We start from the raw sequence: 12,664 nt of genomic DNA, 5'->3' as shown, positions 1-12,664 counted from the left end.
GTTGGGAAGGGTGAAAAAGTAACTTACGTCTACTGTTGACTATTAGTACCAAAAAAGGTACAAGAGTAGTATGATGTCAAATTTATCTAATTAAACATAGCTCTGTAAAGCTACAATATGTGCTTTTAAAGGTCTATGTGTTTCTAGACAAATTTGATACATAAATGGAAGAAAAACGAATTCCTGCACAGTTCTATCAAAACGAAAATGGTACAGAACCCGTTCGTAAATGGTTAAAAGATTTAGACAAAGAAGATCGAAAATTAATTGGTGCTGACATTAAAACAGTAGAGATTGGATGGCCAATTGGGATGCCAACTTCCCGTCCAATGGGTAAAGGGCTATTTGAAGTACGTACAAATTTACCTCAAGGTAGAATAGCTCGTGTCTTGTTTTGTATTTATGGCGAAAAAATGATTCTTCTCAATGGGTTTATCAAAAAAACCCCGAAAACTCCACAAAAAGAATTGGAGTTAGCTTTAGAACGCAAGAGAAAACTAGAGGCACAAGGATGAGCAAAAATCCATATATCGGTTCGTCTCTTGATGACCTTCTTGAAGAAGAAGGGACACTTGAAGAAATTAACTTGATTGCTGCTAAACGTGTTATTGCATGGCAGATTAGCAAAGCAATGGAAGAAAAAAAATTGAATAAGACAGCAATGGCAAAGGAGATGAAAACTAGCAGAGCCTCTCTTGATCGGCTGTTAGACCCAAATAACGCATCTGTATCCTTAGACACCATTGATCGTGCTGCCAGAGTGGTTGGTAAACGGATACGTTTTGAATTGGTGGATGCAATGTAGGCATAATTCAACATCACCTATCTTCTTAACCCATCTCTGATGAGATGGGTTAAATTTTGCCTCTTAGAATGTCTTAAAAACAGGAGTAATAGGAATGTCATTACCAAAAGATTTTGAATTGATAATCAAGGAAGAATATGGTAATTTTGGTTGGGAATTAGCTAATTGTTTCAGTTGCATAGCAGAATTTTTAGGTTATAAAGTATTAGATATTTCTTCGGTAAAAACAGCATTAAAAATAGTTTCTAATATTCATGGTTCTAGTTTAAAAGGTATTACCGGACATCCTAAAAATTTAAGTATTTATTTGAAAGCGCAATATCCGCAAACTCATCAATCTTTTGTTAAAAGAGCCGAAACTTTAAAAAAAGATGATGAAGATGATGAATTCCAAAGACAACAAGAAGTAAGTGTAAAATTTGCAAAATATATTATTAATAAAGATTCTGACTTCATTCTTTTTATGATTGATGAGTTCTACAGAAGTTTTGTATTAGATACACTATCTAATAGTATGTTTGAATGGCTTTTAGATATTGAGGAAACCATCAATAAAAAATCAGAGTAGATAACGGCTTGTGTCGAAATATATTAAAGGCTATGTATTTAGTTATACAAAATCTCAAGAAATAATTTAATAGCACGTAGCTATTCATAAACAATATGTAGCAACAAAGCAATAGATTAAATATAAAAGCTTCTCACTGTTGTAGCCTAAAAATATCAGTACAACTGTGTGGCAGTGAAATGTGAAAATAAATCGGCATGGACGCGCTAAGGTTCTAACACAGTCAGAGATACAGCTAATTTTTAGTGATGGCTTAGACAATGACCGCGATCGCGCTTTGTTGGGGTGTGAGTATCAATGGAACAGAAAACTGGGTTAAGCTTAAAAGCCTTATTGCGTAAGGATTTTTTTGAAAGTTGTAGTAGCTCACTTTTCAAATCACTAACTACTGCCTAACGATAAATCAAGAGTTTCAGCACCTAAAATTTTTTGTAGTATTCATGTAATGCTTCTTATCCCGGTTTTCTGTTCCGATGATACTTGTACCCCAATAACAAAGGGGAAAGTTATCGCCCAAATCCAGCACTTTATTTACAAACGGGTGCTGCGGCCCTGATGCTCTTTTGGGTACTTGGTCAAACAAGTAAACTAGAATATCAAGAATACGTGCATATCCATCTTTATTCACCGCCGCTTTACCTTGCAAAGCTTCCAACAAGCAATCTGTGAAAGCACTGTAGGGTTGACCCGTGTAAGAATATTCGTCTTCTCGTGAGGAAGCAACCACAACTCGACCACTTCCCGCTCCTAGCACATTTAACAGTTCCGGCGGTAAGGGTGATTTAACAAATGTTTCCCCTGGCTCCTTCAAAGCTGGAACACCACTTGCATGACAGCAATCTAATAAAACTACGAGTTTACGCGCTGTAATTGCCTCAATTTTTTGGGTAAATTCTACACCTGAGATAGCTGTGTCTGCGCGTTGACTGGGGTCATAACCGAACGGTACAAGGAAGTATTCATTGGTGCGCTGGATGCGTCCACCGTGACCAGAGTAGTAAATAATCACAGTTGCATCAGGATTTTGATTGACCTGGGCGATAATTTGGTCAAAAGCTGCGAGGATATTTTGCCGAGTTGCAGAGGTTTCGGTAAGAAGTGTGACCTTTTCTGGTGAATAGGCGGCGCGATCGCTATCAATCAGTATATCTTGTATAGCCGTAGCATCTTTGACTGTGACTGGTAAATCAGCACCTACGCCAATGAGTAATGCATAACCGTTGGTAAAAGTTTGGTTTGTCATACAGTGGGTGAGGAATGCGATCAACAGTTTGTAGTGGGGACTTCAGTCCCCAAAGGCAGGACTAAAGTCCTTACTACGAACATTTTTTCTTGGCGAGGTGTTATTGACTACAATCATAGCCAGCATTTTCTTATTTAACACGAGTTGCAGTTTGCGGCAATAATTTTTAATTACATCCACTTAGATAAGTTTAAAGCTTTTAATCACCAAAAATATTAGTATTGACTAGTTTTAGCTATTTTAGTGGTTTGAAATTTGGACTAACAACAGGTTCTGTATTTTTTGTAGCTTTTTGTCCAGATATAAAATTACGTAATTGGGATGTCACCTGGAAGAGGGAGGGCGACTTTACAAAACATTTAAGGTCTTGTACTGAGCCGTTGAAGTATTCCAAATAAGCTCTACCGCTAACTGTAACGACCTGCAATACTAATCGCTCAAACCTGCAATCAAGACATTTACAAACCAGGATTAAATGCAACTATAATTGCGCTTCAGCCAGGATTAAATGCAACTGAGCCAGGATTAAATGCAACCAACCTGCAATCATCACTTTGAGCCAGGATTAAATGCAACTATAAAAGTCAAAAAAACGAACGTTTTCTTAACTGCCACATTGGTAAGGCTTTTGGAACGTTAAACCGTTGGTTTTCCAGTAAAAAAACTCGGTAAAGAATTCAAAGTTTATTTATCAAATTCTGAAATGAGTTTTTTGACCAACTGCTGTCAATACTGAAAACTCAGTCCTAGTAAAGTTTTGAGCTTATTTGCAATTAATCCTGGTCGAAACGGATGATTGCAGGCTGGTTGCATTTAATCCTGGCTCAGTTGCATTTAATCCTGGTTCAAATGAAATTATAGTTGCAAATAATCCTGGCTGAAAACAACGATGATTGCAGGTTGGGTGATTTATAATTGCAGGTCGCTACAAGTAGCGGCGATTTGATAGCGCCTTTAAGAATCCGGTTCTGGATTGTCTTTTGAATCCCCATCCGCTTATGCGGTGGGGAGTATCAATCATATTTTACTTCGGGCTACATTTGGGCTTAATTTTTGTTTAAGTCCCATTAACTTTAATCAAAAGAGCAGTCTGATGAGAGCCTACTCCCAGTCCAGCAAGAACAATGTATTCGACACTTATCTTATTGAAATAGTAGGCCAGTGTTACCGGAATTGAAGCCAAAAGCATATTTCCAAATTGCTCAAGTGTATCGAAATACTCTTGAGGTTTGATAGCCTGACTCCAGCTATCCATCAGTTTGCGGGATGCTTGGTGACTGATTAAAGCAATGTCGTCGCCAGTTAAACCATGTCTTTCCAGCAAGGATTTTATGATTCTCGGAGGTCCTTCCATTCCTAACGTGAGGAATGATTGAATCCCTGCTTCAGGTGTAATGTCATAAGTTGGAATGGGCAGGTTGTTTTCATCTAGGATGATACTATGAATACCATTGTTTATTGATGGGCGGCATTGCATCGTCATAGCACCATATTCATAGCTAAGTGTCTCTGCTTCGTAATCAAGGAGTGTAAAGCTACTGCTGCGACTTATGATCACAGCTCCTGCCCCGTCTCCTATGCTGAGTGAGTGACCTTTGGTATAGTCCACATACTTCGTCCAGTGACCGCCACAAACGACCAGTGCATTCTCACAGTGACCAGCAGCAATAGCCTCCCATGCCTGAATAATGCTTGTCAAAAAGTTACCAAAATCAGTATTAATCGGAACTACTAGAGTTTGAGTAGACAAATTCAGGTCTGCATGCACTTTGTAAAGGGCATTGGGTGTAATGAACTCAGAAACAGATGCATAGCCGTAAAGACGATTAATTTGTTCAAGTTTTAACCCAGCGTGAGCGATCGCCATCTGGCTAGCTTGTACCATTAAATCCTCTACTCTTTCCCCTAGCTTTAAGTAGCGTCGTTCCTTCGTTCCTGTAAACAGGCTCTTTTCGGATATTCCCTGAGAATTAGCGGTTGCTTTTATATTGTTAAATAGCGGATCGCTATTAGTCCGAATATGGGAGGGAACGCAATATCCAAACCCAATAATTCCAATTGAATCTTTCATTTTTCTCCAGCACGCTACTTGTATATCTATTTAGAATCTGTAGCTACTTGCGAAATCAAAGCCTCAATACGAGCTCCAATGGGTGCCAGTCGGGTTGGATCAATAACCACGTCAACAACGAACGGGACTGGAGAGGTCATAGCTTTCTGTAACGCAGCCTGGACATCAGACTCCCTTTCAACACGGATGCCATCTGCTCCCATACTGCGGGCAAGCATGACAAAATCCGTATTGGAGATCGGGAATTCCGACTCCACGCCCTTAAACCCTTGTAGCGCCATTCCCTGCTCACACATGTTGTAACGAGCATCGTTGAGTACAATCCAGACGGCGGCAATCCGGTACTGTACAGCTGTACTCACTTCACTGTTCATGAGCATGGCACCATCCCCGACGATAGCAACTGCCTTGGCATTGTGTGCCAAGGCAGCACCTAGAACTCCCGTAACGGCATGACCCATAGCTGCAAATCCGGTGCTGACCCGATAACGGCCGGGTGTGGCGAATCGTAGCGTGTGCGTTCCCCAGGCAAACGAGTTGCCTGCCTCGGTGAGTACCACCGCATCGCTGTTTTCAACAATCACATCCTGAATTGCAGCCATGAGCACATCGGGCCGCACCAAGCCGTCCTTATGTGGAACGGGAACATTGCGATTGGGTTGAGGCAACATTACTGCTATTGGCTGACTAGGACGCTTCGGAAAGCGCTCTAGCAGTGCAGTTACGAACAATCCCACGTCAGATTGAACAGAAAACGTCTCAGAGGATGGATATGCGACTCCTGGTACCTCTGGGTCGATATCAATATGCACAAATCCCCGAGAAGGAACCATAGCGGCATTCCAAAACGAGGTGAACTCACTCAGACGCGTTCCCAATACCAGCACGCGCAAAGGACGCTGCTGCCGCATATATTCCACAACCGAAGAATGGCCACCAAAGCCTGTAACACCCACGAACTGAGGATGTTCTTCAGGAAAGATGCCCTTACCACGTGGCGAACACATCACCGCAGCTCCTGTCCTCTCAGCAAGCTCGCGGATTGCGGCCGCCGCACCCCGCGCACCGAAGCCAACCCAGATCGCAAACGATCCTTCAGACAACAACTTGACACATTCCGAAACCGTTGCATCGCTAGCAGCTGGCGATGTCTGAACAGGATTGATCGGTGGCAACAATGTCTCGATAAAACTGCTCTGGATAGCCCTGGGGATACTAAGATGAGCGACAAAGCCGCCTGGTCGTGACAAACCCTGTGCAAGCCTTCGAGATATTTCTGGAAGTTCATCTCCGTACTCAAGAGTCGTGGCGTAATGGAACAACGCCCCCGAGTTAAAAAAACCTATGTTGGACATCGTGTACGCACTAGTTTCCTGAAATGCCCACCGTCCGCGCTGTGATGCCGAGGTAGAAGGCGACAGGAGAATGATCTTTGCCCCATCCCAACGCGCTCCCAAGATTCCGGTGAGCGTGTTGGTGATACCAGGTCCGCTCGTGGTTAACACTACGGCAGGGCATCCACTAGCAAAGTACGACTCAATGGCTGCGAAAACTGCTCCCGTTTCATGGCGAAAGTGAAGCACCTCAATCTGATGTAGTAGAACAGACCAAAGCGGTGCAATGCCGCCCCCTGAAACTCCAAATGCATACTTGACTCCCATATCTACTAGCATTTTGGTCACTGCTTCGGAGACTGAAACAGTCCCAGGTTGCCGATTGCTAAGGATAGTCAAGATACCTGACGGGCAACCTGGATGGACAATCGCCTCTTGCAAGTGAGGTGAGGCTGACGTGGGTGAGGAGAGAATGGAAGATGCAGAGTGATGTTCCAGAAGCGTGGCATCGGCTGGTGCTAACTCAACATAAGTTGGTTGTTCCAATTTTTCAGACATCTTCGTGTTCGTATGCTGAAATTCAGTGTTCATAATAAAATTAGGTGAAAGATAATTGCATGGTTGATACGCCTACTCAGAGGTAATCTTCTTTCCTGCTTGTTAACCAGGAATTTAGGCACGCATCTGAATTGGCTTATGTGAATGGGCTATTTCATAGAAGGTAAACTTGCGCTCAAACTCCAGGGACAAGACCTCTAGTTGTTACCCTGTGTAGATCAGATAAACTAATCAGCAGATTAAAGTATGCGTCGGTCATCTCTTGCGAAGTCAACCGTGTGTGTTAAGAAGTTTATTGAGTATCAACAAGGAAGATAACCACTGTTGGGGCGTTGCTGAACCACGGAATGACACGGCATCTCCTTTCGTGGCTCTTGTACCAAATCATTACCAGGCATCAGCAACGCTAGAAATGTCTATAGATTGCGGACTCAGACCTGCGCCATTACCGCCACTTCAGCCGTCTTATTTAAGTAAGTTGTATCCACAATCACCGTATTACTAAGTGGTTTGTGTTGGCCTTTACGGATAGAAATTGCAACAAGAGCCGCAAATCCTAAGATGACCAATGAAGCCGAAGGTTCGGGTACTGGTGTAGGATTGTTCCCTGGGGGAAGGAATTCTAATCCGTACTTGGGAGCGGCTGCTAGGAGTTTTGGTATGTTAGGGGGTAAAGGCGGAGTAAAGGGGTCTGTCAGTGTTACTGGATCACCTATTTCCCTGAAGAACTCTTCAATCCCCGATGGCAGCCAAACGTTCAGCATCGTTGCCGGGTCTGTCCCGAGGTTCATAAATGTGTGGGCGTGGTCTTTGGGCCCATAGATCAGGGTTCCGGGGGTTGCATTGATAACTTGGTCGTCCATTTTGAACGACAATTCCCCATCAGTGATGTAGAACCACTCGTTTTCCCGACGGTGGATGTGCGCTGGTGCCCCAGCCTGCGGTGGAACGTAAAATTCCGCCAGCGAGTACCGTCCCCCGGTATCTTCGCCTGTTGCGATAAAGGTAGCTCGGTCAATTCCCACAACCCAGACCGACTCATAATTTGAGAATGTTTCTGGTGTCGGTGCGACGAAATCATCAATTCCTGTCGTCTCAATAAAGGTGGGCAGGTCAACCCCTGTCAGGATTCGCATTCCATGAGCTTCTGCTTTCGGGCTGATTGCCAAAGCAACTAGGAGCGAACTAGCGACGCAAAATACAGATGATTTCATTGATTGAAAAATTCTTAAAGAAATGTACTTACGTGAACCTCTATCCATAATCTCCAATCCTGACTATTTGATGAGTTTCTAGTTAGCGGCAGACACTATTCATGCCAAGGTATACTTTAATAAAATTCGGAAGACACTGAAGCAATGGTAGATAAATCTCAATGTATTTCTGTGTATTTCCTTTCCGCTGTCCAATGGAGATCGGATGATTGATAAACTTTCACGCCTTCCAGACCAGCCTTTTGCACGATTTCATTCACCTCATTGAGTCTAAAGGCGGCATGGAGAGAATCTCGTAGTAACATATTCTGGCGCTCGTCGTACTCTGACTCTGTACCAATACTTTCAACAAAGGCATTCATCGTTGCTTCATCGTCGGGTCGAATTAAATCGCGGATGAAGATTGCTCCGTTTGGCTTCAGCACTCGCTTGATTTCCAGAAAGAAGGGCAGTGGATCGGGCAAATGGTGAACGATACTATTCGAGATGACCATATCGAATTGGCCATCTTGATAAGGAAGCTGCTTGGAGTCGGCTAATTCCAGAGAAATCTGTTTTTGCAAACCCGCCTGCTCGACATTCTTTGAGCCAATGAGCAGCATATTTTTTGACAGGTCGCTGCCGATAACCTGCAATTGTGGACACTGCTGGCAAATTAAGATAGGAATGCGGGCAGTACCTGTACCTGCGTCAAGAATGAGACCGGATTGCGGACTCAGATCAATAGCATGTTTTGCAAATGCGGTATTTACTTCTGTGAAGTCCATCGCGTCGTATTCAACAGCTTCTTCCGACGTATCCATCACTTCTGGTTCAAGAACTCTTTGCATTGATAAATCTCCTTAAATGTGTTGCTAAAAGGTCATTTGTATGCCGAAATCTGTAACGGCACGATTGAGCGGAGCTTGAAAATCTAGCAGGTTGCCCTAGTTTTTGACAATAGTCACTACTACGAACTATCATCAGAAGTTGAAATAAAAATGGTCTTGTCAATCTGAATTTCAATCATCACTTTTCACTTTGAGGATTTACTTACATGGAACGGACAGCCACCTGCTAATTGACCATTTGGATCTATCAGTCGCAAGCGGTTCTGCTCGAATTTATCAAGCATATCTACTGCTGTATGTTGGGGCGCTCGCAAGCTTCCTGCCTCATCACCCCCAAATTTTTGACAAACAGCTTTGTGGGAAGCACAAACAACCTTATAGGCTGAGATAAACTTGTTGTGCTGAGGTTGGAGGGAAGCCGGCAGTGTCTTGTAAAGAGGCTGTATTTTCTTCAATACAGTCATCAGATAAGTATGATCCCAGTGCATAAGTCCGCTAAAATCCTCGGATCTAACGTTAGGGGGCATCATCATCGGACGAATATTTTCTTCAAATATGTGCCTAGTGAAAATTCCCGCAAGCTCCATTGCTGCTGCTGATGCAAGCATTAGTTCTGCAGCAGTTTCAAGCTCAATTCCAGCACCATTTATATTTCCATCTTCTATCTCCATTTGAAAGCGACCAAGGCAGATAATTAGGCACTGGATATAAACAGAAAATGTCCAATGCGATTTTTTCCAGATTTCTATTGCCTCAACATTAGTCATATCCTTTCTTCTAAACCTAGGTTGAAGACTCTAACAAATAGGTTTGCACAGCTTTTAAAACCCATTTTTTGACTTTCTACTTCTAATTTGGCTGATTCAAGTGAGGTGCTACAATTTAGCTCAAGCAAAGCACGATATGCGGTTAAAACACTTGCAACTAAACATTCAACTGAATCTTTAGCTAGCACATGCTTTAAAGCGAAAAACTGATCAAAATCATCGATTTCCCATTGTTCTAGAGAAGTATTAGTGGGGAGAATGTCCCCAGTCTCAATGACTTCCACTGGGCCTAGTATCTCTATTGCCTGGTTAACAGTGCTTAGAGCCTGTTGATCTGAAGTTTCATCTAAAGCTTGCTGGAGCAAATTGAACACTGCACACACTTTATCCTTGGACTGACTTACTTGATAGCTCCTAAATAAGTAGTCAGGTCGAAGCAAAATCAAAATCTCTGAAACTATCTTGTGGTTCACTAGAGTTACCTCACTCAAGGTTTTTATCTACTAAAATCCCTGCCTGACTACCCACAAGGGAGCTAATGTTACATACTAATAAGACAGTAAGGGTTGCTGAATCTCTCAAGTTTGGCTGATTAATTGCCGAATTTAATGACAATGAACATAACTTAAAATTTCTCCAAAAACATTGCAAACAATGAGTCTTATGACCAAGAAAACATCAGTTATCTCAGTTGCATAGGAATTTAAATGCTATAACCCACATTCCGCACCCAGAGTGTCACAATCGGTAATCACTTAACTTTTCACAGGTTTTAAGCTAAAAATTATGCTGGCATAATTTTTAATCTCAGTTAAAACAAGGAGATTAAGTATATAAACTAGCTTTGTTTTATTCTAAAAAGCAGTAAAAACACCTTTGTGACAGTTAGGGTGCGGAAGGTGGGCTATAAGTATTACTCAGTTATTTTTTATGGTTTTACGCAAAATAAAGACAAATTTATATTTTTTTACATTTGAGATTAAACTTCACCAAATTGCGACAGCTTTCTTGTCCACCTGCAACCAGTCATTAAATTAGTGACAAAAAATTAGTGATGAAATTGTTCGGGTACATCCCAGTTTTTATTTTTCAATGAGAGAATAACTGTTATACGCGATCGCGCATTGCTATCGTAGCTGTTCACAAACAAAGTGAACGTTGAGCATTCCCCTTGAAACAGAACCAAGACTCAACATGAAAGAAACAAAATCCACAAAAAAATTTACCCCTGTTTTTGACCCTTTTTTTGTCTATCTAATTGATAATTACTCTCAAGATGAACCGCCCAAACCGTGATTATTGAAACATTTATCAATAAATATTACAGTTTTTGCACTAGCTTCTTGATTTGACTCAATTCGTGCGTTTGAGATAAAACCTCGAAAAAACATCCATTTTCCCCGCCCTCACCAACTACATTCAACATCTCCCAATATCTATCCAATATCTCCCAAATCTCCAATTTTTTCTTACCTTTTTACCCCTTAAAAATCATCCACTCACAAAATTCTCATTAGCTCAAAAATTCCCAATAAATCCGAACAGTTCCCAAGACTTGTTAGAAGTCTACCATTATTTCCCAATAATTGGTCAATTACCCTGAAAATCGCTTAAAAGCTTTTAAGCTCTGTAATCCATCTTTTTCTGACGCACAGTACGCCATCTTTGGCGGAAAGTTTTTGAGAGCCAAAACTGAAAAGTAGAAGCCGAAGCAACAGCCATCAAAAATACTACTGAATAACTACACAATTACGACAAAAGCCACCTCAGAGTTCACCCCTCTGAAAAATGCGGCGATTCTTCTCTAGTTCTTCGCTCAATCAAGAAGCGCCAAAAATCGCGGACAATTCAAGTGATGAAGCCAACTCAATAAACCGCTACAGGTTCACCTAATGAGAGTAAAAATCAACCAAACAGCTGATCCATAAAATCAACAGATGCTTCACCTGCAATCAAACTTGAGTGATTGATTTCTGGTTGCTCAACGGTAGATGGCGCTGGTTCGGGCTACCCCCATGAGCGCTATTGCTTTGGGAGCTAGCCGCAGGAAATGGCACAGACACACAGCCGTAAACACTCTTATCTAGTCCAAACTCCAAAGCCATAATGACTTTAGCGAAATCGTTATTTCGTTTTTTCGTTACTGCCCAATACAAACCAGTAAAAGCGATCGCCCAGGATATAAAAAACTAAACATCCGCGTACAGAGCGCCAAAAACCTGATTTTTTCGTAACCTCCGGTAGCAACGTTGAATTTCGATACACAGATTTATCTGTAATCTGGCACTAAATTCTGTTTGCGCTCATAACCAAAATTTTTGTCCAACATCAAGATATAAGTAATATAGGAAGTCCAGACATCTGCCACCCTGTTACCCAATCCTTGGGTATCAAGTTGTTTGGGTAATTGCACGTCGCCATTCCAAACAATTGGTATACCTTCGTTTTGAAAATGTTCAGTTAACTCAGTACGCACAAACTCAGCCGTACCGCCACAGATGAGAATTTCGTCCAAGATGGCAACTTTTTTAATCCAGCGTACCAAAGCCCGACAGTAGCCCTCACGAACCGACGGCAGAACTTGCTGAAATAACTTTAAATCAGCAGCGACACCAGAATCAGTAGACTTGCGCGATAAACGACGCAGCCCATCAAAGTTTCCTTGACCTGCTGCTAGTATTGCCGTCACTATATGAAAATTATCCTTTGACAGTCCAACAGCAGTATGTTCCACAAACTGTTGCACCAGCCAATTCATTCCCAAATCTGTAGTTTCAGCTTTTGCAAGACTGCCACGTTCAACCAGAATAAAACTGGCATTGCGATAGCCCAACATTAGCATTCCTATATTCTTTTGAAAATATTTGACATTGGCATTGCGACTGCGATATTGAAGAATCCCTACGCCTTCAGGAGACACATCTAGAACTTACGCATTGACAGAAAAGTGATACTATGCAGTAAATCCCAACTTCTGTGATAGGTGTTCTAAAATAAAGTCACGAGCTACTTGAAGAGATAAATTTCTTTGGAGTTCATACCAATTTTCAATTAACTCTTCTACCCGCATTAATTCTAATTGTGTAAAAGCTCGAATTGCGCTAAAAAAGTGAGTTCTAATTGCCTCAGATGTCCTCACCATAAATCGACCAATACCACATACTTGTTTAATCGCTCTGTGGTAGCATTCAATCCCCCAATGAATTGAATGTAATGTTTTAAATTCTGTTTGGCTAATTCCAATTAGTGCATTTTCTTCAGGTATATATATCAT

The 12,664-nt window shown here is 41.8% G+C and carries 14 protein-coding genes; 4 read left to right on the top strand and 10 right to left on the bottom strand.

Features of this window, described 5'->3' with window-relative positions:
• Nucleotides 1-164: 164 nt before the first annotated feature.
• The 4 genes from F8S12_RS09760 (at nucleotide 165) to F8S12_RS09745 (ending at nucleotide 1,692) form a co-directional block, all read left to right on the top strand.
• The gene (locus tag F8S12_RS09760; RefSeq protein WP_196516101.1) at nucleotides 165-515 is read left to right on the top strand and encodes a type II toxin-antitoxin system RelE/ParE family toxin; all 351 of its coding nucleotides are present in this window, start codon (nucleotides 165-167) and stop codon (nucleotides 513-515) included.
• Complete coding sequence (locus F8S12_RS09755; protein ID WP_196516100.1) at nucleotides 512-805, top strand: helix-turn-helix domain-containing protein; 294 nt, start codon at nucleotides 512-514, stop codon at nucleotides 803-805. Before F8S12_RS09760 ends, F8S12_RS09755 begins: the two co-directional genes overlap by 4 nt.
• Nucleotides 806-899: 94 nt before the next feature.
• A complete protein-coding gene (locus F8S12_RS09750; RefSeq protein ID WP_196516099.1) occupies nucleotides 900-1,373 on the top strand; it encodes a hypothetical protein in 474 nt (157 codons plus the stop codon).
• A 181-nt stretch (nucleotides 1,374-1,554) separates the two neighbouring features.
• The gene (locus F8S12_RS09745; protein ID WP_442946795.1) at nucleotides 1,555-1,692 is read left to right on the top strand and encodes a hypothetical protein; all 138 of its coding nucleotides are present in this window, start codon (nucleotides 1,555-1,557) and stop codon (nucleotides 1,690-1,692) included.
• 93 nt (nucleotides 1,693-1,785) lie between these two features.
• Here F8S12_RS09745 and F8S12_RS09740 read toward each other — a convergent pair whose 3' ends face one another.
• From F8S12_RS09740 to F8S12_RS09695, 10 genes are all read right to left on the bottom strand, one after another.
• Nucleotides 1,786-2,616: a caspase family protein gene (locus tag F8S12_RS09740; RefSeq protein ID WP_196516098.1), complete on the bottom strand. Its 831-nt coding sequence runs from the start codon at nucleotides 2,614-2,616 to the stop codon at nucleotides 1,786-1,788.
• Nucleotides 2,617-3,673: 1,057 nt separating this feature from the next.
• A complete protein-coding gene (locus F8S12_RS09735) occupies nucleotides 3,674-4,687 on the bottom strand; it encodes a 3-oxoacyl-ACP synthase III family protein (protein ID WP_196516097.1) in 1,014 nt (337 codons plus the stop codon).
• 26 nt (nucleotides 4,688-4,713) lie between these two features.
• Nucleotides 4,714-6,612 (bottom strand): ScyA-related TPP-binding enzyme, encoded by a 1,899-nt coding sequence (locus F8S12_RS09730; RefSeq protein WP_230967913.1) that lies wholly within the window; start codon nucleotides 6,610-6,612, stop codon nucleotides 4,714-4,716.
• 398 nt (nucleotides 6,613-7,010) lie between these two features.
• Complete coding sequence (locus F8S12_RS09725; protein ID WP_230967912.1) at nucleotides 7,011-7,841, bottom strand: cupin domain-containing protein; 831 nt, start codon at nucleotides 7,839-7,841, stop codon at nucleotides 7,011-7,013.
• Nucleotides 7,842-7,951: 110 nt separating this feature from the next.
• A complete protein-coding gene (locus F8S12_RS09720; RefSeq protein WP_196516096.1) occupies nucleotides 7,952-8,623 on the bottom strand; it encodes a class I SAM-dependent methyltransferase in 672 nt (223 codons plus the stop codon).
• 185 nt (nucleotides 8,624-8,808) lie between these two features.
• On the bottom strand, nucleotides 8,809-9,390 hold the full coding sequence (locus F8S12_RS09715; protein ID WP_196516095.1) for a siderophore biosynthesis protein: 582 nt from the start codon (nucleotides 9,388-9,390) through the stop codon (nucleotides 8,809-8,811).
• Complete coding sequence (locus tag F8S12_RS09710; protein WP_196516094.1) at nucleotides 9,387-9,863, bottom strand: hypothetical protein; 477 nt, start codon at nucleotides 9,861-9,863, stop codon at nucleotides 9,387-9,389. Before F8S12_RS09710 ends, F8S12_RS09715 begins: the two co-directional genes overlap by 4 nt.
• A 1,479-nt stretch (nucleotides 9,864-11,342) precedes the next feature.
• A complete protein-coding gene (locus tag F8S12_RS09705; protein WP_196516093.1) occupies nucleotides 11,343-11,495 on the bottom strand; it encodes a hypothetical protein in 153 nt (50 codons plus the stop codon).
• A gap of 164 nt (nucleotides 11,496-11,659) precedes the next feature.
• On the bottom strand, nucleotides 11,660-12,310 hold the full coding sequence (locus F8S12_RS09700; RefSeq protein ID WP_196516092.1) for a hypothetical protein: 651 nt from the start codon (nucleotides 12,308-12,310) through the stop codon (nucleotides 11,660-11,662).
• 33 nt (nucleotides 12,311-12,343) lie between these two features.
• Nucleotides 12,344-12,664: transposase (locus F8S12_RS09695; protein WP_196515888.1), on the bottom strand; the 321-nt coding region annotated here is incomplete at its 5' end.

It is taken from the genome of Nostoc sp. WHI, assembly GCF_015714725.1.
Classification (GTDB): domain Bacteria; phylum Cyanobacteriota; class Cyanobacteriia; order Cyanobacteriales; family Nostocaceae; genus Nostoc.
The sequence above is the reverse complement of the archived record's forward strand: the minus strand, read 5'-3'. Positions and strand labels throughout refer to the sequence as shown.

Coding starts and splice junctions, on each gene's coding strand:
- F8S12_RS09760 (WP_196516101.1), top strand. CDS start 165: ATGGAAGAAAAACGAATTCCTGCACAGTTCTATCAAAACGAAAATGGT.
- F8S12_RS09755 (WP_196516100.1), top strand. CDS start 512: ATGAGCAAAAATCCATATATCGGTTCGTCTCTTGATGACCTTCTTGAA.
- F8S12_RS09750 (WP_196516099.1), top strand. CDS start 900: ATGTCATTACCAAAAGATTTTGAATTGATAATCAAGGAAGAATATGGT.
- F8S12_RS09740 (WP_196516098.1), bottom strand. CDS start 2,616: ATGACAAACCAAACTTTTACCAACGGTTATGCATTACTCATTGGCGTA.
- F8S12_RS09735 (WP_196516097.1), bottom strand. CDS start 4,687: ATGAAAGATTCAATTGGAATTATTGGGTTTGGATATTGCGTTCCCTCC.
- F8S12_RS09730 (WP_230967913.1), bottom strand. CDS start 6,612: ATGAACACTGAATTTCAGCATACGAACACGAAGATGTCTGAAAAATTG.
- F8S12_RS09725 (WP_230967912.1), bottom strand. CDS start 7,841: ATGGATAGAGGTTCACGTAAGTACATTTCTTTAAGAATTTTTCAATCA.
- F8S12_RS09720 (WP_196516096.1), bottom strand. CDS start 8,623: ATGCAAAGAGTTCTTGAACCAGAAGTGATGGATACGTCGGAAGAAGCT.
- F8S12_RS09715 (WP_196516095.1), bottom strand. CDS start 9,390: ATGACTAATGTTGAGGCAATAGAAATCTGGAAAAAATCGCATTGGACA.
- F8S12_RS09705 (WP_196516093.1), bottom strand. CDS start 11,495: ATGGCTTTGGAGTTTGGACTAGATAAGAGTGTTTACGGCTGTGTGTCT.